Below are 19056 nucleotides of genomic sequence, written 5' to 3'. Positions count from 1 at the left end.
CCGGTCGCCGCACCCTATTTTCCCGCCAGCCCCAGCCGTTCGGCCACCGCGTCCAGATCGTCGCCCGGCCGCACCAGCAGCCAGTCGTTCGGCCGCGCGCTGTCCACGACGACCACCGCGCCCTTGGGACATACGTCGAGGCACTTCACCTCGACCACGCCGGCGGCGGATTTCGGTCCGTTCTTCAGCTTCAGATGCTTGCGCAGCGCCTTGGCCAGCGGCTTGCCGCCGTCGCCGAACCCGTCGTCCAGCTTCTTCGAACATTTGGCACAGACCAGCACGGCCTTGTCCCAGCGCGATCGGACGCCGGTTCTCACTGGGCGCTCCTCACGCCGGCTTCCAGCTCCGCCGTTCCTCGGCCACGCGAAGGACATCATAGGCCGCCTGGATCGCGTGGAATTTCTTCGCCGCCTCGGCATCACCCGGCCGGACGTCGGGGTGGAACACCTTGGCCAGCTTGCGCCATGCCAGCCGGATCGTGTCGAAATCGGCATCGGGGTCGCATTCCAGCACTTCGAGCGCGCGCATCTCGTCGCGCGACCGGGTGCCGTCGCCCGATCCGGCCCAGGCGTTCGACGCCGATGCCGCGTAGCCATTGGCGGTGCGGCGTTCCTCGGCTTCCCTCGCGCGGGCCTCTTCCTCGTTCAACCCTTCGAAGTAATTCCAGCCCTTATTGTATTCGGCGGCATGGGTTTCGCAGAAATACCAGCGATCGGGGTTGTTGGGCGATTTGGGCGCGGGGCATTTGCCGGGTTCGGTGCAGCCGTGGCGATCGCACAGCTTGACCGTCTGCGCCTCGCGGCCCTCGCTATAGCCGCGCCAGCGGGGAAAGCCCCAGTCGTTCGATCGCGTTTGTCGTGCCATTGGGTCCGAAATAAGCCGCCGCAGCCTGCACGCAACCCATTGTCGCGTACGAATGTCAGAGGGTCTGTAAGCCGGGTTCTGTCCACCCGCCGAAAGCGGGATAGGCGACCATTCCTCTCGGACGACGCTTGCACGCCGTCTCCAGCAACCAACCCGGGCAGCGGGCCGGAACATGCCCCGAAGCACTTGCGCACTCCATGCCGCCCCTATTCGGTCTTGCTCCCGGTGGGGTTTGCCATGCCGCTGCCGTTACCGGCCGCGCGGTGCGCTCTTACCGCACCCTTTCACCGTAACCCGGCCGAAGCCAAAGGCCGTCTGCTCTCTGTGGCACTGTCCCTGAACCCCGCATGCCGAAGCCTGCGAAGCCCGCCGGGCGTTACCCGGCACCGTCGTTTCCGTGGAGCCCGGACTTTCCTCGGCACGTTCGACACGTGACGCGGCCGCCCGACCCTCTGACGCACCCGCCCCTAGCCGAGCGCGCGCGCCGGTTCAATCGTCGCCTTGCGGCTTGGGCAACAGCAGCGCGAGCAGCAGCATCCGGCATTCGCCGTCGATCACGCCATCGACCATCTCCGGCCGAAACCGCCGCTGGAACGCCGTCACCGCCGCCGTCGCATCCGCCACATCGTATCCGAAGCGCTCCAGCGCCAGCAGGAAACCGGCATCGCTCCATCCCGGGTCCATCAGGTTGCGGGTCGGGCGCGGCAAGGCCAGCCGCAGCCGCGCCAGCCGGTTCCACGGGAACAGTTCGCCCGGATCCTGCTTGCGCACCGGTGCGATGTCCGAATGGCCGACGACATTGCCGCGCGTGATCTGGTGGCGGTCCTTGATCGCATGGACCAGCGGGATCAGCGCGTCGATCTGCGCATCCGGAAACGCGCGATAGCCCCATTCATGGCCGGGATTGACCAGCTCGATGCCGATCGAAGCGCTGTTGACGTCGGTGATCCCGCGCCAATGCGACCGCCCGGCATGCCAGGCGCGCTTGTCCTCGGCCACCATGCGGTGGATCGTGCCGTCCTCGTCGACCAGATAATGCGCCGACACCTGCGCCGCGGGGTCGGTCAGCCGGGCGATCGCCGACGCGGAATCGGTCATGCCGGTATAGTGCAGGACGATCATCGTGATCGGCAGCATGCGTTCGCCGAAGTTCGGCGACGGCGTCTCGATCATGTCCACCCTGGCGCTCCCCTCGTCCACGACCCTCCCCGATTGCGGCGGGACGGACCGAAAGGCAAGCCTAGTGCGCGGCGGGCCGGTACATGCCGCGATAGCGTTCCGACGGCACCAGCGCCTCGGTATGCCCGATCACCGTCTCGCCCGCGCCCAGCACCAGCAGCCCGCCGGGCCGCAACACGCCGGCGATCCGATCCAGCACCTGCCGCCGTGTGGCCGGCGCCAGATACATCAGCACGTTGCGGCACAGCACGATGTCGAACTTGCCCGCCGGCATCGGGTCGGACATCAAATTCTGCTGGCCGTACAACAGGCGGAAACGCAGCTCGGGCTTCGCCTCCCACGCTTCCTCGTGCACATCGAACCAGCGCATCATCCGCCGGATCGACAGCCCGCGCTGGATTTCGAACTGGGTATAGCGCCCCGCCCGCGCACGCTGCAGCGCCCGCGCCGAAATATCGGTCGCGCGGAATTCGGGCATGGTCAGCCCGTCGCGCTCCTGCGCCTCGGCGAACAGCATCGCCAGCGACAGCGGCTCCTGCCCGGTCGAGCAGGCTGCCGACCAGACGCGCAGCCGGCGCTGCACCGACTGCGCCATGTCAGCGGCGGCCGCCACGACCTGATCGAGGACCGACGAATCGCGGAAAAACGAGGTTTCCTGATTGAGCAGCGCGTCGACGACCAGGTCGGCCAGCCCCTGTTCGCACCGCCCGCCCGCGGCGATGCGCGCCACCAGTTCGTCGAGCGAGGTCAGCCCGCGCTCGCGCAGCATCGGCTGCAACTGGCTGTCGATCCGCCATGCGCGCCCGGCGTCGAGCTGTTGCCCGGTCCGCTGCTCCAGCAGGGTGACGATCTTGTTCGCGGCGCTGCTGAGCGGCGGGTGGACCTGCGGCGGCGTCATGCGGAACGCTTTCTCCGGGCGATGAACGCGCCCAGTTCTTCGGGAGTACCTATGGTGGACGCAAGGCCGCTGACCGCGATCGCGCCGGGCATGCCCCACACGACCGAGCTGCCCTGGTCCTGTACCGCGACGACGCCACCGGTCGCGCGGATGCGTTCGGCGCCGCGGCATCCGTCGCGCCCCATGCCCGACAGCACGACCGCCAGCGCGCGCGCACCGAACACTTCGGCGACCGATTCGAACATCGGGTCCACCGATGGCATGCAGCCGCTGACCGCCGGGGTGCGATCCAGCCGGGTCGCCGCCCCTTCGATCGTCGGGACGACGCGGATATGCGCGTCGCCGGGCGCCAGGATCATCCGCCCGCGCTGGATGCGCAGGCTGTCGGCCGCGACATCGACCGGGCGCCTGGCGAGCGCCGCCAGCTGCTGCGCGAAATAGTCGGTGAACGACGCCGGCAGATGCTGGGTGATCAGGATCGGCACATCGAGATCGTCGGGCAGCGCGCGCAGCAGCGGGGCGATGGCGTGGATGCCGCCGGTCGACGCCCCGATGGCGATCACGTCGAACGGACTGCCGCCCGCTGCCGCCATCGTCGCGGCGATCGAATGGGGCGATGCGGCCATCACCTCGCCGACCAGCGCGGTCAGCCGCGCGGCGAAACCCCCGGCCAGCGGCGAGGATTCGGGCTTGGCCAGCGTCGCCGCGGCGCCAAGCGACAGCGCGTGCAGCGCGGTCGGCGACCCGGCGGCGCAACTGCCCGACAGGACGATGACCCGTGCGTCGGGGGCGACCGCGAACAGGGCGGGCAATCCCGACAACCCGTCCCGGCCGGGCAGGTTGATGTCGAGCAGGATCAGGTCCGCCGCCCCCTTGCCCAGCACCGCTTCGGCCTGGGCGATGCTGCCGACCGCCGCGATCACCTCATACTGCGGGATCGCATCGACGATCCGGGCGATGACGCAGCGCGTGACCGCCGAATCATCGACGATCAGCACGCGCAGCGTGCCCGAGGGCGACGCCGCCGGTCGTGGACAGGCCGCCGCCACCCTGGGTGCTTTTACGAAACGCCGACGATCTGGAGCTTGCTTTCCAGCGTCTCGCGATCGAACGGCTTCATCACATATTCGTCGGCCCCGGCCTCGATCGCGGCACGGATATAGGCCATGCCGTTCTCGGTCGTGCAGAACACGACCTTGGGGTGCATGCCGCCTTCGCTCTGGCGCAGCGCGCGCAGGAAATCCATGCCGCTCATCACCGGCATGTTCCAGTCGAGCAGGATCACGTCGGGCTGCCGTTCGGCACAGCGGTCCAGCGCCTCGCGTCCGTCGCCCGCCTCGCGGACCTCGAACTGCAGCGTTTCCAGAATGTGTCGCGCAACCTTGCGGATCACCTTCGAATCATCGACGACCAGGCAATTCTTCATCACGACATCCTAACTCTGCACGCATCCAGCCTAGCGCGACTTCGTAAGCAGCCCGTTAAAGCCTTCAGGCAGCGGCACGTTCTGTGCCCGCCGCCCGCGCGACGACGGCGGACAGGTCGAGCACCAGTACCGCACGGCCCAGATGATCGATGACACCGGACACCACCGGCCCCCATGCCGCACCCGGCATCAGCCCCGATGCCAGCGGCCGCACCTCGCAGCGATAGGCATCGTCGAGCATGTCGACCAGCAACGCATAGTGATGCCCGTCGACCTGCGTCACCACCGCCCGCTTCCGCCGGGACGGCTCGCCATCCGGGTCGATCGCCAGCGCGGTGTCGATCACCGTCACCACCCGGCTGCGCAGCGCCGCCAGGCCGCATACCGCAGGCGCGGTGCGCGGCACCGGCGCGATCGCGGCGATATCCACCACCGATTCGACATGGTCCGACAGGATCGCGACGTCCTGCCCGGCGACCTGGGCGAGAAGGAACAGCTTCGGCATCGTTACCTCCCCACCGCCTGTCGCACCGCCTGCAACACGCCCTCCCGGTCATAGCGATAGACGCTGCCGTCGCCGGTATCGGCCACCGACGCGCGCAGCCGCACGACCGGAGTCGCTCCCGCCGCCGCCACAGGGCCCTCCGCCTGCGCCAGCACCAGCGCGGGGCGTTCGTCGTCCTTCAACCGTTCGACCGCGCGATACCCGGCCTGTTCCAGCATCGGCCGCAGGAAGGTCCGCATCCATCCGCTGCCGCCATCGGCCAGCAGGCAGGTCGGCCGCGCGTCGGAACCCCTGGCCCCCACCCCCGGCGCCACGTCACGCGCATGGCGTTCGAACAGCCAGAGCGGATCGACCTGCTCGACCTGCTCGCCCTTCAGCAGCACGATCCCGCCGCTCGGCCCGAACTCACCCGCCGGCGCCGCCAGCTCGGGCAGCATCACGATGTCGACCGCGTCGTCGATGGCATAGGCCAGCTCGACCATGCCGTCGGTCAGGCGCAGGACCGTCGTCACGCGGTCGATCCCTTCGACTGCGCACGCCGCCACCGGCAGCACCCGTCCGTCGATCGACAGCCAGATACGCCCGCCGCTGCGTTGCAGGCTGCCCGCGCGAATCCGTTCGATCCGGTCGATCACCGCCAGCGGGATGACCCGCCGCCGCCCGTCAAGATCGTCGAACAGCAGCGCGGCGATCCCCGGGTCCGCCACCTCCTCCGCCTCGGTCGCCAGCTCGCGGTCCATCGCGTCGGCAAAGGTCAGGCCGGCGGCACTCGCGACGCCAGCACAGTCGAGCATCAGCATCGGCTGCCCGGTGTCGGGCAGGGTCTGCCCGGCGAACAGCCCGGTCGCCATCACCGCCGGAGCGGCCGGCTTGACCACCAGTTCCTCGGTATCCAGCACCTCGTCGACCGACACGGCCAGGTCGCCGCCGGCGATGCCGACCACGACCAGCATCTTGCCGCACGCCTCGGGCCGCGATTCGACGCCCAGCACCTCGCACAGGTCGACCATCGGTATCCGCCGGTCGCGGATCTGCGCGATGCGGATATCGCCCAGCCGGTCGATCCGGATATGCGCGCCGCGTTCGCGCACGATCTCGCCGATGGTCTGGCGCGAAATGGCGAAGCGATGCTCGCCCGCACGCACGACGATGGTCGACACGATCGACAGCGTCAGCGGCACCTGCACCGCAATCCGCAGCCCCCGGCCGGGCTTGTTGTCCAGCGTGATCCGCCCGCCGATCTGGTCGATCGCCGATCGCACCACGTCCATGCCGACACCGCGTCCCGAAATCTCGGTCGCGACGTCGCGCGACGACAGGCCCGGTGCAAAGACCAGTTCGCATTGCTGGCGCTGGGTCATCCGCCGCAGCTCGGCCTCGCTGCGCTGTCCCGAACCCGCCATCTTGGCGATCAGCCGCTCGGTATCGATGCCGCGCCCGTCGTCGATCACCTCGATCACGATCTGGTTGCCCGACTGGCGCGCCGCGACGTGCAGCCGCCCGCTCTCGCGCTTGCCGGCGGCGCGGCGTTCGGCGGGCGACTCGATGCCATGGTCGATCGCGTTGCGCACGACATGGACCAGCGGATCGCGCATCACCTCGATCATCTCGCGGTCCAACTCGACATCGCTGCCGTCGACGCTCAGCGTCACCGCCTTGCCCACCGCCGCCGCCGTGTCGCGCACGATCCGCGGCAGCGGAGAGAACAGCGTCTCGATCTTCTGCATCCGCGTCCGCGTCACCGCGTCACGCATATCGGCCACCGACGCCGACAGCCGCTCCAGCGCCCCTTCGACCGCCGGATCGAGGTCGAGGTCGCGCAGGCGTCGGAACAGTTCGTTGCGGACCAGCACCATGTCCGACATGCCGCTCATCATGCGGTCGAGCAGGTCGACGTTCAGCCGGACGCTGCGCAGCGGCGTGCGCCCCTGCGCGATCGCCGCCGCCGCGACCGGCGTCGTCGCCTGCGCGATGCTCGCCCCCGGTGCCAGCGCGGCGATCAGCTCGTCCTCACCCTCGTCGGTCAGCGGCAGGCCGGCGTCGATCGCCTCGACCAGTTCGCCGATCCGGTCGACGATCGCCAGCACCCCGTCGACCAGCGCGCGGTCGGGCCGCCGCGTCCCGTCGCGGACCTCGCACAGCGTATCCTCGGCGGCATGGCTCAGCCGCAACAGGCGCGGCAGGTCGAGGAATCCGCAGCTGCCCTTGACCGTGTGGACGAAGCGGAAGATCGCATCCAGCCGCGCCCGATCCTCGGGCGCCGCCTCCCACGCGACGACCTCCGTCGACAACGCTTCCAGCGTCTCGCGGGTCTCGGCAATGAATTCCTGTAACAGATCGTCCATGCGGCCCCGCCCGGTTGTGGCGCGACCATGGGCGGGATCAGGTTAAGGCGGGGTTAGTGCAGGCGCCAATGTCGCGCACGACCGCTTCCACTTCCGTTACCCCGGACTTGATCCGGCGTCCCGCTTCCTCTTGACCTTCTGCATGCAAACGTCACCCCGGCGCAGGCCGGGGTCTTGGGCGGCTCTTGTCCCGCGCGATAACCGGGAAATCCCGGTCTTCGCCCGGATGACGCGATGGGGAGCGATCACCCCGTAACCAGCGACGCCCCGAACAACAGCACCGGCGAATCGACCGGCGAAACCTGCAGCGTCCCGCCGCCCTGTTCGACCAGTTCGCGCACCAGGCACGCCGCTGCCGCACGCGGGGTCATCATCGCCGCGTCGCCCAGCAATGCACCGCGCAGCTCGGCGTCGAGCACGATCCGCAACCCGTCGGCACGCACCGCGATGTCGATGCCGTTCGCGGTCGGCTCCGCCCCGATATCCAGCTGCCCGCCGCGCACCAGCGCGTCGCCCGCGATCAGCGCCAGGTTCAACAGCACCTTGACCGCCGGCTTCGGCAGCGAAGGCGCATCGACCATCCAGCCCAGCTTCACCCGGTGATTGTCGCCGAACAGCCCTTCGAGCGCCGCCCGCGCCTCGCGCGTGTCGATCGAATCGCCCAGCCCGCCCGACGCGCCGAACGCCAGACGGAAGAATTTCAGCTTGTTCGCCGACGCCCGCGCGCTGTCGGCGAGGAGTTCGAGGCAGCGGGCGCGCATGTCCGGATCATGTTCGTCGGCCAGCAGTTCGAGGCCGTTGTTGAGCGCCCCGACCGGGCTCAGCAGGTCGTGGCACAGTCGCGAACACAGCAGGCTGGCGAAATCGGCTGGGCTGATGTTCAATGCGACGACCCTTGTGCTTTGGCGAACGTCATCGTCCGCCCGGCCCGGTCCATGTGCACCGCTTCGCAGTTTTTTTCAACGTGGCCGCCGTCCTTTACCGTGAAGGCGACCGGGTCGAACCGGCCATGGCGTGCCCCGTCCGCGATCGCCCGCCACAGCCGCGCGGTGCCGCCGCCCAGGATCAGCCAGATCATGCCGTCCGCCGCCGCCTGCGCCGCATCGGTCGCCGACGGATCGGCGCTGCCCGAGGGATGCGAATGATACCAGCCCAACACCGGCATCCCGCCCCGCCGCGCATCGCGCAGCGCCACGAACAGCGCGGCGGGATCGATCTCGAAGTGCCGCGCCGGGTCCACCGCGACGTTGCGCGCCGGCTCGGCAGCAATGATCCGGCCGTCGCTTCCCCGCAGGATTCCGCAGATTTCGACAGCACTTTCGTTGGCCGTCCGTAACAGTCGGGCCAGCAGTTCGCTTGAAATTTCCGGTTCCATCCCCATCTCCATACGCAATGGACCGGGGGGTTTCCACGATCGAGGCGCGCATCACCGATGCGGCGCACGGGCAACGGATCGACAAGGCATTGGCCGAGGTCGTCGCCGACCTGTCGCGCGAACGGATCAAGGCGCTGATGGCCGCCGGCCATGTCCGGGGCGAGGACGGACCGGTGTCGGACGGCAAGCGCAAGGTGTCGGCCGGGCAGGTCTTCACCATCACCCTCCCCGCCGCCGTGCCGCTCGACAATGTCGCGCAGGATATTCCGCTGATGATCGCCTATGAGGACGATCACCTGATCGTCATCGACAAGCCCGCCGGGCTGGTGGTGCATCCCGCGGCGGGCAATCTCGACGGGACGCTGGTCAACGCGTTGCTCCACCATTGCGCGGGCAAGCTGTCGGGCATCGGCGGCGTCGCGCGGCCGGGCATCGTGCATCGCATCGACAAGGATACGTCGGGCCTGCTGGTCGTCGCCAAGGACGATGTGGCGCATGAAGGGCTGGCGCGGCAGTTCAAGGATCACAGCATCGATCGCCGCTATCTGGCGATCGCGGCGGGGCGGGTGGCAACTTCGGCGGGAACGGTGGACGCCCCGCTGGCGCGTTCTCCCAATGATCGCAAGAAGATGGCCATCGTCCACAGCCCCACCGCAAAACATGCGGTGACTCACTTTCGCAAACTTCGGCAGCTTCGCGACGCGTCGCTGATCGAATGTCGGCTGGAGACGGGGCGCACCCATCAGGTGCGGGTGCACATGGCGTCGATCGGCCATCCGCTGCTGGGCGATCCGGTCTATGCCGGGCGGCGACCGGCGTTGAAGGCCCAGCTGGAAACCCTGAATTTCCGGCGACAGGCATTGCACGCCGCACATCTGGGGTTCATCCATCCGGTCACAAAAAACGCTTTGTCGTTCGATAGTGACCTTCCGGCAGACATGCAGGAACTGTTGGACCATCTTCACGTATAGGTTTCGGCGATTCCGCGGTGCGGTGTAGCCACAAGGACAAAGGGAGTTTCACGCGATGGCAACTGGCAGCAACGTCCCGGCGACGATCCCGGCGCTTGGCGGCGAGGCGAGCCTCAACCGCTATCTCTCCGAAATCCGCAAGTTCCCGATCCTCGCGCCCGAGCAGGAATATATGCTCGCCAAGCGGTTTCAGGAACATGGCGATCCGGAGGCGGCGGCGCAGCTCGTCACCTCGCACCTGCGCCTCGTCGCAAAGATCGCGATGGGCTATCGCGGCTACGGCCTGCCGGTCAGCGAACTGATTTCCGAAGGGAATATCGGGCTGATGCAGGGCGTGAAGAAATTCGAACCCGACCGCGGCTTCCGCCTCGCCACCTATGCGATGTGGTGGATTCGCGCCTCGATCCAGGAATTCATCCTGCGCTCGTGGAGCCTCGTGAAGATGGGCACCACCGCCGCGCAGAAGAAGCTGTTCTTCAACCTGCGCCGGATGAAGTCGAAGCTCGACGCGTTCGAGGACGGCGACCTCAGCCCCGAACACCTCCAGAAGATCGCGACCGACCTCGGCGTGACCGAAGAGGAAGTCACCTCGATGAACCGCCGCATGGCGATGGGCGGCGACACGTCGCTCAACGTCCCCATGCGCGAGGATGGCGAGAGCCAGTGGCAGGACTGGCTGGCCGATGACAGCCCGTTGCAGGACTCGGTCGTGGCCGAGGCACAGGAAGCCGATGTCCGCCACGGCATGCTGGTCGAGGCGATGGACGACCTGAACGACCGCGAAAAGCACATCCTGACCGAACGCCGCCTGACGGACGACCCCAAGACGCTGGAAGAGCTGAGCCAAGTCTACGGCGTCAGCCGCGAACGCGTCCGCCAAATCGAGGTCCGCGCCTTCGAAAAGCTGCAAAAGGCGATGATGCGCCTCGCCGGCGACCGCCGGATGCTCGCCGCGGTGTAAGGCCGGGGGCGGGGGTGGCGACGGACCACCCCCGCCCCAACCGTCATCCCGGCGAAGGCCGGGATCCATAACCCATGCCGCCCATGGCTCCTCCACCAACGTCAGTTGCCACCTTGCCCTCGCCCGCTCGCTCCGGCTAGCGAGCCTTCATGGCCGCCCGCACCGCATCCCGCCCAAAGCCCGCTGCGAACCGCCGCTGGCCCCGCCGCCTGACCGGCTGGGCGATCAAGGCGATCCTCGGCTTCGTCATCCTCTCGGTCCTCTGGGTGCTGATCCTGCGCTTCGTGCCGCCACCGATCACCCTCACCATGCTCGGCGACGTGCCCACCGGCCACGGCGTCACCAAGAGCTGGCGCCCGCTGTCCAAGATCGACCCCGACATGCCCCGCGCGGTCATCGCGGCGGAGGACAGCCGCTTCTGCGCCCATAACGGCTTCGACTACATCGCCATCGCCAACGCCGCCCGTCGCAATGCCGAGGGCGGGCGCATCCGCGGCGGATCAACCATCAGCCAGCAGACCGCGAAGAACGTCTTCTTGTGGCAGGGCGGCGGCTATTTCCGCAAAGGCTTGGAGGCCTATTTCACCGTTCTGATCGAGGCGATGTGGGGCAAGCGGCGGATCATGGAAGTCTATCTCAACGTCGCCGAAACCGGCATCGGCACCTATGGCGTCGAAGCCGGCGCGCGTCGCTACTTCAAGCACGGCGCCGACAAGCTGGGCGCGCGCGAGGCCGCCCAGATCGCCGCCGTCCTGCCATTGCCCAAGAAGCGCGCCGGCATCGCCCCGACCGGCTTCACCCGCCGCTACGCCCGCACGATCGAACGCCGCATCGCCATCGTCCGCCGCGAGGGGCTGGACAGCTGTCTCAAGTAGCTGCCCCCGCCCCAAACGTCATCCCGGCGAAAGCCGGGATCCATGGTTACGAAACGTCAGCGGCTCCATCGAACCGGCCCGTATCCATGGATTCCGGCCTTCGCCGGAATGACGAGGCAGGGCATAGGAAGTACCTGCCAAAGCACGTCACCCCAGCCTCCGCTGGGGTGACGCTTGTCTCCGGTCAGAAAACGACGTTACTTCGTCGCCCGCTCAACCGCATCGCCGGCCTTGTCCGCCGCATCGCCGACGCTCTTCGCCGCCGACGTCACCGCACCGGTCCGGGCGTTGTCGTTGTTCGCGTTGTTCAGCAGGAAATAGGCCCCGACGATCACCGCCAGCAGGATCGCCAGCCCGATCAACAACCCGCCGCCCGACCCGCGCCGCTCGACGATCACCGTCTGCGGCGCGCCATTGGGGTTGGTTTCGATCCGATCGGGTTCCATGGCCTCTCTCCCTCAATGATGGATGAGCCCAAGAACCGTCACGCCCGCCGCTTGTTCCAGCAGCGTTCCGAACCGCTCAGAACGGCAGCTTGAATCCCGGCGGCAGCGGCAGGCCGTTGGTCAGCTTCGACATTTCGGTCGAGCTCGCCGCATCCGCCTTTGCCCGCGCATCGTTGAACGCGGCGACGATCAGGTCTTCGAGCATCTGCTTTTCCGACGGCTGCAGCAGCGAATCGTCGATATCGACGCCCAGGATGCGCCCCTTGGCCGAGGCACGGACCTTGACCAGCCCCCCGCCCGATTGTCCGTCGACCTCGATCGTGTCGAGGTTCGCCTGCGCCTTGGTCAGTTCGTTCTGCACGTTCTGCGCCATGGCCATGATGTCGTCGAGATTCTTCATCGCGCGATACTCCCGTCGCTGCGTTGCCAATGATCGAGGGTGGCGTCCGGAAACGCCGCCAGTGCCGCCTGTACCAGCGGCGAGTTGAGGACCTGATCGCGCTCCGATTCCGCCTTGGCCGTTTCCTGTTCGCGCAAGGTCGGTTCGCCCGTCCCCTCGCCGATCAGAACGCGCCAATGGCTGCCGGTGATCCCCTTCAGCGCATTTTCCAGATCACGGGTGAAGTCGGCAGGCAAGGGCCGCGCGCCGCTCAGTTCGATCAGCTGCGGCTCCAGCCGGATCAGCCGCGCGCAATTGCGAAACTGCGCCTCCAGCGAATGCCGCCCATGCTTCGATAGCAGCTGGGCGACCTGTTCGGCCGTCTCCGGCACCGGATCGGCCACCGCCACCGGTTCGGCGGCAGGCGCGGGCGCCGGCGCAGGAGGCGCGCCCATCGCCGGAACCTGCCCCGCCGCCAACTGCTTCGCCAGCGTCCCCGGATCGGGCAGCGACGATGCATGGACGATGCGCAGCAACGCCATCTCGCACGCCTCGATCGGCAACGCCGCGCGCGACACTTCCTCATGCCCCTTCAGCAGCAACTGCCACAGCCGGTGCAGCATCGGGAACGACAGCGCGCTCCACCCGTCGAACGCCGCGCGCTCCTCCGCCGACTGGCCCGGTCCGCGATCGCCGCCGACCTTGACGATCGTCACCGCATGCACGGTTTCGAGCAGCGTCCGCAGCACCGACGCCGGATCGACGCCCAGATCATATTGCGCCCTGAGCGCCCGCAGCGCCCCCGGCCCATCCGCCTTCAACAGCAGGTCGAACAGCGTCCGAATCGCCCCCCGATCCGACAGGCCCAGCATCTGCCGCACGGCATCGGCCCGCACGCCCTCGCCGTCCAGCCCGCCATGCGCGATCGCCTGGTCGAGGATCGACAGCCCGTCGCGCGCCGATCCTTCCGCCGCCCGCGCGATCAGTTGCAGCGCCTCCGGTTCGGCCTCGACGCCCTCCGCCTCGACCACATGCGCGAAATGCCCTGCCAGCAGATCGGCAGGAATCCGCCGCAAATCGAACCGCTGGCAACGCGACAGCACCGTCACCGGCACCTTGTGCACCTCGGTCGTCGCCAGCAGGAACTTGACGTGCGCGGGCGGCTCTTCCAGCGTCTTCAGCAGCGCATTGAACGCCGGCGTCGACATCATGTGCACTTCGTCGATGATGTAGATCTTGAAGCGCGCCGACACCGCGGCATAGCGCACCGCCTCGGTCATCTCGCGCACGCTGTCGACGCCGTTGTTCGACGCGGCGTCGATCTCGACCACGTCGATATGCCGCCCCTCGGCGATCGCCCGGCATGGCTCGCACACCCCGCAAGGATCGATCGTCGGCCCGCCCTGCCCGTCCGGCCCGATACAGTTCAGCGCCTTGGCGATCAGCCGCGCGGTCGACGTCTTGCCGACCCCGCGCACCCCGGTCAGCAAAAACGCATGCGCCAGCCGCCCACGCTTGATCGCATTGCCCAGCGTCGTGACCATCGCATCCTGGCCGATAAGCTGGCTGAACGTCTGCGGCCGATATTTGCGCGCGAGCACGCGGTACGGCTGCGCCGCTGCAGGCTGTTCGGGGATATCGAGGGCGAGGAAGGAGTCGGACATTGGGGGTGTCTTAGCGGCTGGCGGCGGCGGTGTCGCCTGTCGTCCGCTACCGTGTGCCGCGGACATCGTCTTGGCACTCAATCGAGGTCGACGACTACGCGATACCTGTCGCCATCCAGTTGCTTGAAGATGAGCGCGTAAGGAACAAGACTGGACTCCTGCCTATATCCAGCGAAACCTTCCTCGATAGCTTCGTCGACTCCAGGGAGGTTTATCAATGCGGCGTTGTCACCATATCCCATAAATGCAAGTGGAATTCCATTGATGACTGGCCACTCGAATGGATTAAAGCAACGTACGCCAGGTGTTCGTGTTAGAACTTCCTTTGCAAGCGAAATCTCTGCGCCAAAGATATCCACATCATGCAGTGTAGCAAGATCATCTTGGAGAAAACCTAAAAGACGATCCTCGGCAATGCATCGTGCACAAACGGTCGGTCGTAGGGAAGTCGTGTAGATGTTACCCGTATATTCCCAGACACTTGCTCGCCGACACAGCTCGCAAACGTCTTGGGAACGTTTGAATGATATTTCGTCCACATACGCATTTGGGTTGAAGCGAAAGAACGGTTGATCAGCGTCCATCACTACAGCTTGCTCGCCATACCAAATGTCCGCAAGCGAATTTTAGCATTGCCCGGCGGCACATACACCAAGACGCATAATTCGACGGGATAGCGGTGACGCCAATCCCCCTACGCCGCCAGCGCCTCCAACGCCTCGTTCGCCTCCATCCACTTCGTCTCCGCCACCTCGATTTCGGTATCGAGGCTCGCGCGGCGCTTCATCAACTGCGCCATCGTCAGCTTGGCCAGCGCAGGCGACGCCTGCCCCGCCATCGCCGCATCCAGGGCATCGCGCTGTTCGGTCAGCCGCGCCAGATCGCGCTCGATCGCCTGCGCCCCCTTGCGCAACACCTGCGCCTTTTCGCGCGCTTCGGCGGCGGCCTTGCGGTCGTTCTTCTTGTTGGCCTTGGCTGCCTTTTCCTTCGCCGAATTGCCCAGCACCAGCGCGATATAGTCGTCGATGGTCCCGTCGAACTCCTTCGCGGTCCCCTCATCGACCAGCACCAGCCGATCCGCCGTCGCCTCCAGCATATGCCGGTCGTGGCTGACCAGCAGCACGCAGCCGGTATAGGCGTTCAATGCCTGCACCAGCGCCTCGCGCGCATCGACGTCCAAGTGGTTGGTCGGTTCGTCGAGGATCAGCATGTGCGGCGCATCCCGCGTAATCAGCGCCAGCGCGAGGCGCGCCCGCTCGCCGCCCGACAGCTTCCCGACCAATGTCGTCGCCTTGTCCCCCGAAAAGCCGAACCGCCCCAACTGCGCGCGGACGGCGGCGGGCGACGCGCCCTTCATCTGCCGCGTCATATGCTCCAGCGGGGTGTCGTCGGTGCTCAGTTCCTCCACCTGATACTGGGTGAAGTAGCCAACCTTCATCTTGCCCGCGGCGTTCATGTCGCCGTCCATCGGCGCCAGTTGCGCCGCCAGCAGCCGCGCCAGCGTCGTCTTGCCGTTGCCGTTGCGGCCCAGCAGCGCGATGCGATCCTCGGGATCGATGCGCAGGTTCAGCCGCTTGAGGATCGGCGTCTCGCCATAGCCGACACTCGCCATGTCGAGCGTGATGAGCGGCGGACGCAGCTCATCGGGATCGGGGAAGTCGAACGACAGGCTGGGGTCCTCGGCCATCGCCGCGATCGGCTTCATCTTGGCGAGAATCTTCAGCCGCGACTGTGCCTGCTTGGCGGTCGAGGCGCGTGCCGAGTTCTTGGCGACATATTCCTGCAGCTTGGCCCGCTGCGCCGCCTGGTTGGCGCGCGCCGCCTCCAGCTGCGCCAGCCGCTCGGCGCGCTGCTTCTCGAACGCGTCATATCCACCCGGATACAGCGTGATCTTGCCCTGATGCAGGTGCAGGATATGGTCGACGACGTTGTTCAGGAAATCGCGCTCGTGGCTGACGACGACGATCGTCGCTTTGTACCCTTTCAGGAAATCCTCGAGCCACATTACCGCTTCAAGGTCGAGGTGGTTCGACGGTTCGTCGAGCAGCAGCACGTCCGGCTGGCTGAACAGCAACGCCGCCAGCGCCACGCGCATCCGCCAGCCGCCCGAATAGCTCTCCAGCGGCCGGTTCTGCATCTCCTCGTCAAAGCCCAGCCCGACCAGAATCCGCGCCGCGCGCGCCGGGGCACCATAGGCGTCGATCGCCAGCAGCCTTTCGTGAATATCGCCTAGCCGGTCGGGATCGGTCACCGTCTCGGCATCGTGCATCAGCTTCGCACGCTCGACATCGGCTTCCAGCACGGTTTCGAACGGCGTCGCCTGTCCGGCCGGCGCTTCCTGCGCGACATAGCCCAGCCGACTGCCCCGCGGCATCTCCGCCACGCCATTATCGGGCTCCAACTGGCCGGCGATCACCCGCACCAGCGTCGACTTGCCCGCGCCATTGCGCCCGATCAGCCCGACGCGGCTGCCCGGCGGCAGCGCCGCACTGGCGTTGTCGAGGATCGTCCGCCCGCCCAGGCGCACCGTGATACCGTTCAGATTGAGCATGGCCGGGCCGTTAGCAGTTTTCACGGCACTTGCGAAGGGTGGCGGGAACGGCCTTTCCTACACGCCATCACCGGCGCATGATCCGCCCCGGCCGCCCCCACGCGCCTGCTCTTTGACACGTCCGATCGCCTGCGCGCGCTTCGCTAGCCGCGCGCATTCAACCGCCCCAGACGTCATCCCAGCGAAGGCTGGGATCTCCCCGTGACGGCACGGGACAATCGCCGCGAATGCTGGATGAACCGTTATTGCAACTGAATAGCATTGTTTCGCTGACTATGTGGCGAGTGTGAACTTAGTGAACTTTAACCGCCTCACACGGTCCGTACCTAAAGCCCGCCACGGGCAAAGCCCGTGTCGTCGGACGGCGCTTCAAGCGCCGCCGGCCGGCCGCGCCTGGAGGCTCGGCCTAGCTGCGCTACGCCTTCGCCCGGCGCGGCGAGTGTGAACTTAGTGAACTTTGACCGTCGCACCTGGGCCCGTACCGAGGCCCGCCGCGGGCAAAGCCCGCGTCGTCGGACGGCGCCTCACGCGCCGCCGGCCGGCCGTGCCTGAAGGCTCGGCCTAGCTGCGCTACCCCTTCGCCCGGCGCGGCGAGTGTGAACTTAGTGAACTTTGACCTTCTCACACGGTCCGTACCGAGGCTCGCCACGGGCAAAGCCCGCGTCGTCGGACGGCGCCTCACGCGCCGCCGGCCGGCCGCGCCTTGGGGACGCGGCCTAGCTGCGCTAGGCCTGGCCCGGCGCGGCGAGTGTGAACTTAGTGAACTTTGGCCGTCGCACCCGGGCCCGTACCGAGGCCCGCCACGGGCAAAGCCCGCGTCGTCGGACGGCGCCTCACGCGCCGCCCACCGGCCGCGCCTCCTGCGGCTCGACGTAGCTGCGCTACGCCTTGCCCGGCGCGGCAAACATCTGGCGCAGCTCGCTTTTCAAAATTTTCCCATTGGCATTGCGCGGCAGCACCGTGTCCGAGAACCGCACCGCCACCGGCACCTTGAACGCCGCCAGCCGCGCACGGACGAAGGCCTGCAGCTCCGCCTCGCTCGCCTCGCATCCCGGACACAGGTGGACGACCGCCGCCGGCACCTCGCCCAATGCCGGATCGGGCACGCCGACCAACGCGGCATCGGTGACCGAAGGATGCGCGTACAACACGTCCTCCACCTCGATCGAATAGATATTTTCGCCACCGCGGATGATGATGTCCTTGGCGCGGTCGACGATGGTGCAAAAGCCCTCCTCGTCCAGCCGCGCCAGATCGCCGGTGCGCACCCATCCGTCGACGAAGGTCTTGGCCGTCTCCTCCGGCGCGTTCCAGTACCCACGCACGATCATCGGCCCGCGCGCCCACAGCTCGCCGACCTCGCCGACCGGCCGTTCGGTCACGCCGTCATCGGCCATGATCTTCAGGTCGGCGACCGGCACCGGCGCACCGCAACTGGTCGGCCGCGCCAGATAATCCTCGCCGACATGCTGCGTCACCGTCGCCATCGTCTCGGTCATGCCCCAGCCATTGCCGGGCAGCGCACCGAACACGTCGAAGATCCGCTTCACCAGATCGGGCGCCGACGGCGCGCCGCCATATTGCACGACCTCCAGCGACGACAGGTCGTATTTCTCGCGGTCGGGATGCTCCAGCAACTGCCACGCGATCGTCGGCACGCCGCCGGTCACCTGCACCCGCTCCCGCTCGATCAGCGCCAGCGCCTCGCCCGCATCCCATTTGCGCATCAGCACCAATGTCGTGCCCCCGGCCAGCGCCCCCATCAGCGACGCGCTGCACGCCGTCACATGAAAGAACGGGATGACCAGCAACCCGACCTTCGGCTCCGGCTCGGGTGGCATCTCGCCCCGCCGCAGATAGGACCTTGCCGCAACATAGGCCGCCGACAGGATATTGGTCGACAGGTTGCGATGCGTGCCCAGCGCCCCCTTGGGCCGCCCGGTCGTGCCGCTGGTATAGAAGATCGTCGCCGCATCGTCAGGCAGGATCTCGACCGCCGGCAGCGCAACCTCAGGCAGCGACGCATAGCCGCTACAATCGCCGATCGCATCCTCCAGCCGCCGGCAGATCCCGCTCAGCGGCACCCGCGCCCGCGCGACCAGCACCGCCTCCAACCCCGGCATCGCGCGATAGTCGCCGTCCAGCCGGTCGTGCCGCTGCCGGTCGACGATCAGCACCCGCGCGCCCGAATCGTTGACACCGAACGCCAGCTCCTGCGGGCTCCACCACGCGTTGAGCGGCACGCAGATCGCCCCGGTCGCGACGATGGCAAAGAAGGCCACCGGCCATTCGGGCATGTTGCGCATGGCCAGCGCCACCCGGTCGCCCTTCGCCACTCCCATCGCGCGCAGTTCGGCGGCGAGCGTCGCGATGGCGCGATACTGCGCCTCATAGGTCACGCGCTGGTCCTCATGGATCGTCGCCAGCCGATCGCCATGCGTCCGCGACAGCGCGATCAGCTGCGTCAGGTTCGCCGGCGCATTCTTCCACACCCGCGTCGCGATCCCGTCGATCGTCACCTGATCCATCTCGAACGGCTGGCCCGGCGCGGTCAGCGCACCCCGTACCGCCGCCATCGACATGCGCGGCCAGTCCGCCGGCACCGTCATCCCTGCTT

Annotated in this window: 19 protein-coding genes and 1 other RNA gene; 3 read left to right on the top strand and 17 right to left on the bottom strand. The window is 67.4% G+C overall.

The window, feature by feature from the left end:
* Nucleotides 1–14 precede the first annotated feature (14 nt).
* The 11 genes from CA237_RS05945 to CA237_RS05895 form a co-directional block, all read right to left on the bottom strand.
* On the bottom strand, nucleotides 15–317 hold the full coding sequence (locus tag CA237_RS05945; RefSeq protein ID WP_066689074.1) for a (2Fe-2S) ferredoxin domain-containing protein: 303 nt from the start codon (nucleotides 315–317) through the stop codon (nucleotides 15–17).
* 10 nt (nucleotides 318–327) lie between these two features.
* Complete coding sequence (locus tag CA237_RS05940) at nucleotides 328–864, bottom strand: J domain-containing protein (protein WP_066689076.1); 537 nt, start codon at nucleotides 862–864, stop codon at nucleotides 328–330.
* Between the two features lie 51 nt (nucleotides 865–915).
* Nucleotides 916–1320, bottom strand: an RNA gene (gene rnpB, locus CA237_RS05935) — RNase P RNA component class A.
* 33 nt (nucleotides 1321–1353) lie between these two features.
* Nucleotides 1354–2037 carry an N-acetylmuramoyl-L-alanine amidase gene (locus tag CA237_RS05930; RefSeq protein WP_066689170.1) on the bottom strand — a complete coding sequence of 228 codons (684 nt, stop codon included), beginning with the start codon at nucleotides 2035–2037 and terminating at the stop codon, nucleotides 1354–1356.
* 67 nt (nucleotides 2038–2104) lie between these two features.
* Complete coding sequence (locus CA237_RS05925) at nucleotides 2105–2941, bottom strand: protein-glutamate O-methyltransferase CheR (RefSeq protein WP_066689078.1); 837 nt, start codon at nucleotides 2939–2941, stop codon at nucleotides 2105–2107.
* On the bottom strand, nucleotides 2938–3990 hold the full coding sequence (locus CA237_RS05920; protein WP_241215443.1) for a chemotaxis protein CheB: 1053 nt from the start codon (nucleotides 3988–3990) through the stop codon (nucleotides 2938–2940). The genes CA237_RS05925 and CA237_RS05920 overlap by 4 nt, the downstream gene beginning before the upstream one ends.
* Nucleotides 3991–4001: 11 nt before the next feature.
* A complete protein-coding gene (locus CA237_RS05915; RefSeq protein WP_066689080.1) occupies nucleotides 4002–4367 on the bottom strand; it encodes a response regulator in 366 nt (121 codons plus the stop codon).
* Nucleotides 4368–4431: 64 nt separating this feature from the next.
* A complete protein-coding gene (locus CA237_RS05910; RefSeq protein ID WP_066689082.1) occupies nucleotides 4432–4872 on the bottom strand; it encodes a chemotaxis protein CheW in 441 nt (146 codons plus the stop codon).
* Nucleotides 4873–4874: 2 nt separating this feature from the next.
* Nucleotides 4875–7217, bottom strand: coding sequence for an ATP-binding protein (locus CA237_RS05905; protein WP_126013344.1), 2343 nt, complete (start codon nucleotides 7215–7217; stop codon nucleotides 4875–4877).
* 245 nt (nucleotides 7218–7462) lie between these two features.
* Complete coding sequence (locus CA237_RS05900; RefSeq protein WP_066689092.1) at nucleotides 7463–8101, bottom strand: histidine phosphotransferase family protein; 639 nt, start codon at nucleotides 8099–8101, stop codon at nucleotides 7463–7465.
* Nucleotides 8098–8592 carry a M67 family metallopeptidase gene (locus CA237_RS05895; RefSeq protein ID WP_084401383.1) on the bottom strand — a complete coding sequence of 165 codons (495 nt, stop codon included), beginning with the start codon at nucleotides 8590–8592 and terminating at the stop codon, nucleotides 8098–8100. Before CA237_RS05895 ends, CA237_RS05900 begins: the two co-directional genes overlap by 4 nt.
* A 17-nt stretch (nucleotides 8593–8609) precedes the next feature.
* Between CA237_RS05895 and CA237_RS05890 the strand changes: the two genes are divergently transcribed.
* The 3 genes from CA237_RS05890 (at nucleotide 8610) to mtgA (ending at nucleotide 11399) form a co-directional block, all read left to right on the top strand.
* On the top strand, nucleotides 8610–9563 hold the full coding sequence (locus tag CA237_RS05890; RefSeq protein ID WP_066689094.1) for an RluA family pseudouridine synthase: 954 nt from the start codon (nucleotides 8610–8612) through the stop codon (nucleotides 9561–9563).
* 55 nt (nucleotides 9564–9618) lie between these two features.
* A complete protein-coding gene (gene rpoH, locus CA237_RS05885) occupies nucleotides 9619–10524 on the top strand; it encodes an RNA polymerase sigma factor RpoH (RefSeq protein ID WP_055792879.1) in 906 nt (301 codons plus the stop codon).
* Nucleotides 10525–10673: 149 nt separating this feature from the next.
* On the top strand, nucleotides 10674–11399 hold the full coding sequence (gene mtgA, locus CA237_RS05880; protein ID WP_066689096.1) for a monofunctional biosynthetic peptidoglycan transglycosylase: 726 nt from the start codon (nucleotides 10674–10676) through the stop codon (nucleotides 11397–11399).
* A gap of 197 nt (nucleotides 11400–11596) precedes the next feature.
* On the opposite strand, the gene CA237_RS05875 is transcribed toward mtgA, so the two are convergent.
* The 6 genes from CA237_RS05875 to CA237_RS05850 all read right to left on the bottom strand — a co-directional run bounded on the left by CA237_RS05875 (nucleotide 11597) and on the right by CA237_RS05850 (nucleotide 19048).
* A complete protein-coding gene (locus CA237_RS05875) occupies nucleotides 11597–11845 on the bottom strand; it encodes a hypothetical protein (protein ID WP_066689098.1) in 249 nt (82 codons plus the stop codon).
* 76 nt (nucleotides 11846–11921) lie between these two features.
* Nucleotides 11922–12245 carry a YbaB/EbfC family nucleoid-associated protein gene (locus tag CA237_RS05870; RefSeq protein WP_066689100.1) on the bottom strand — a complete coding sequence of 108 codons (324 nt, stop codon included), beginning with the start codon at nucleotides 12243–12245 and terminating at the stop codon, nucleotides 11922–11924.
* Entirely contained in the window at nucleotides 12242–13888 is a 1647-nt protein-coding gene (locus CA237_RS05865) for a DNA polymerase III subunit gamma/tau (protein ID WP_066689102.1), read from the bottom strand. The genes CA237_RS05870 and CA237_RS05865 overlap by 4 nt, the downstream gene beginning before the upstream one ends.
* Nucleotides 13889–13965: 77 nt before the next feature.
* A complete protein-coding gene (locus tag CA237_RS05860) occupies nucleotides 13966–14472 on the bottom strand; it encodes a CbrC family protein (protein WP_084401378.1) in 507 nt (168 codons plus the stop codon).
* A 110-nt stretch (nucleotides 14473–14582) separates the two neighbouring features.
* On the bottom strand, nucleotides 14583–16439 hold the full coding sequence (locus CA237_RS05855) for an ABC-F family ATP-binding cassette domain-containing protein (RefSeq protein ID WP_066689104.1): 1857 nt from the start codon (nucleotides 16437–16439) through the stop codon (nucleotides 14583–14585).
* An 881-nt stretch (nucleotides 16440–17320) separates the two neighbouring features.
* Complete coding sequence (locus tag CA237_RS05850) at nucleotides 17321–19048, bottom strand: class I adenylate-forming enzyme family protein (RefSeq protein WP_066689106.1); 1728 nt, start codon at nucleotides 19046–19048, stop codon at nucleotides 17321–17323.
* Between the last annotated feature and the right edge of the window lie 8 nt (nucleotides 19049–19056).

Origin of the sequence: Sphingomonas sp. ABOLH (genome assembly GCF_003951715.1) — a bacterium.
In the GTDB taxonomy this organism is placed as follows: Bacteria; Pseudomonadota; Alphaproteobacteria; order Sphingomonadales; family Sphingomonadaceae; genus Sphingomonas; species Sphingomonas hankookensis_A.
This window is presented reverse-complemented; position numbering and strand designations above follow the sequence as displayed.

Excerpts from the sequence above, each read along its gene's own strand:
- CA237_RS05940 (WP_066689076.1), bottom strand. The coding sequence starts at position 864 with ATGGCACGACAAACGCGATCGAACGACTGGGGCTTTCCCCGCTGGCGC.
- CA237_RS05930 (WP_066689170.1), bottom strand. The coding sequence starts at position 2,037 with ATGATCGAGACGCCGTCGCCGAACTTCGGCGAACGCATGCTGCCGATC.
- CA237_RS05925 (WP_066689078.1), bottom strand. The coding sequence starts at position 2,941 with ATGACGCCGCCGCAGGTCCACCCGCCGCTCAGCAGCGCCGCGAACAAG.
- CA237_RS05915 (WP_066689080.1), bottom strand. The coding sequence starts at position 4,367 with ATGAAGAATTGCCTGGTCGTCGATGATTCGAAGGTGATCCGCAAGGTT.
- CA237_RS05910 (WP_066689082.1), bottom strand. The coding sequence starts at position 4,872 with ATGCCGAAGCTGTTCCTTCTCGCCCAGGTCGCCGGGCAGGACGTCGCG.
- CA237_RS05905 (WP_126013344.1), bottom strand. The coding sequence starts at position 7,217 with ATGGACGATCTGTTACAGGAATTCATTGCCGAGACCCGCGAGACGCTG.
- CA237_RS05895 (WP_084401383.1), bottom strand. The coding sequence starts at position 8,592 with ATGGAACCGGAAATTTCAAGCGAACTGCTGGCCCGACTGTTACGGACG.
- CA237_RS05890 (WP_066689094.1), top strand. The coding sequence starts at position 8,610 with ATGGACCGGGGGGTTTCCACGATCGAGGCGCGCATCACCGATGCGGCG.
- rpoH (WP_055792879.1), top strand. The coding sequence starts at position 9,619 with ATGGCAACTGGCAGCAACGTCCCGGCGACGATCCCGGCGCTTGGCGGC.
- mtgA (WP_066689096.1), top strand. The coding sequence starts at position 10,674 with ATGGCCGCCCGCACCGCATCCCGCCCAAAGCCCGCTGCGAACCGCCGC.
- CA237_RS05875 (WP_066689098.1), bottom strand. The coding sequence starts at position 11,845 with ATGGAACCCGATCGGATCGAAACCAACCCCAATGGCGCGCCGCAGACG.
- CA237_RS05870 (WP_066689100.1), bottom strand. The coding sequence starts at position 12,245 with ATGAAGAATCTCGACGACATCATGGCCATGGCGCAGAACGTGCAGAAC.
- CA237_RS05865 (WP_066689102.1), bottom strand. The coding sequence starts at position 13,888 with ATGTCCGACTCCTTCCTCGCCCTCGATATCCCCGAACAGCCTGCAGCG.
- CA237_RS05860 (WP_084401378.1), bottom strand. The coding sequence starts at position 14,472 with ATGGACGCTGATCAACCGTTCTTTCGCTTCAACCCAAATGCGTATGTG.
- CA237_RS05855 (WP_066689104.1), bottom strand. The coding sequence starts at position 16,439 with ATGCTCAATCTGAACGGTATCACGGTGCGCCTGGGCGGGCGGACGATC.
- CA237_RS05850 (WP_066689106.1), bottom strand. The coding sequence starts at position 19,048 with ATGACGGTGCCGGCGGACTGGCCGCGCATGTCGATGGCGGCGGTACGG.